The organism is Anaerolineae bacterium (genome assembly GCA_025062375.1).
Lineage (GTDB): Bacteria > Chloroflexota > Anaerolineae > SpSt-600 > SpSt-600 > SpSt-600.
The window spans coordinates 1-671 of record JANXAG010000083.1 but is presented as its reverse complement, the minus strand read 5'-3'; the positions used below and the strand labels follow the sequence as shown (position 1 = coordinate 671).

Genomic DNA, 671 nt, shown 5'->3' with positions numbered 1-671 from the left:
CAAGACCTCTTCGACAACCCTGATTACAAAGCTAAGTACCAGCAGACTTACGGCAAGCCGCTGCAGGTGCCGACAACCCTAGAGGAATACGTCCAGATCGGAAAATTCTTCAAGGAGCAAGGCATCTTCGGCGCTGCCATGCAGCCGCAGAGGGGCTACAAGATCTTCGAGGAGTGGAAGAACTGGCTCTACGCAGCTGGCGGCAACTTGCTTGACAGCGCAGGCAATGTGATCATCGACAATGAGGCTGCGCAGAAAGCCCTCACGCTTTACATTGAGATGCACAAGAACGCGGCGCCACCCAACTCTGTGAACTGGGGCTTCGATGAAGCTTTGCGCGCCATGGCATCTGGTGAGGCGGCAACTATGATCTCCTACAACTGGATGCTGCCCACGCTCAACAAGCCAGACGGTCCCGCAGGTGAGCTAGCAGGCAAGTTCGCGCTGTACGAAGTGCCTGGTGGAAAAGCTGTTCTAGGCGCTTGGCATTGGGCTATCCCTAAGAACACAGCGAACGCCGATGCGGCATGGACCTACATCGCATGGCTCACCTCTAAGTCGGTAGACAAGCAGCGCGTGATCGCCGGCGGCGCACCCACGCGCGTCAGCGTGATGAAAGACCCAGAAGTGTGGGAGAAAGGCTTCGGTCAGCAGTACTACGAGACAGTCCT

General features: G+C 56.8%; 1 protein-coding gene. It reads left to right on the top strand.

The annotated features are described in order from the left end of the window. Positions 1-671 (top strand): extracellular solute-binding protein (locus tag NZ653_10145; GenBank protein MCS7287477.1); only part of this gene is annotated, 671 nt, incomplete at both ends.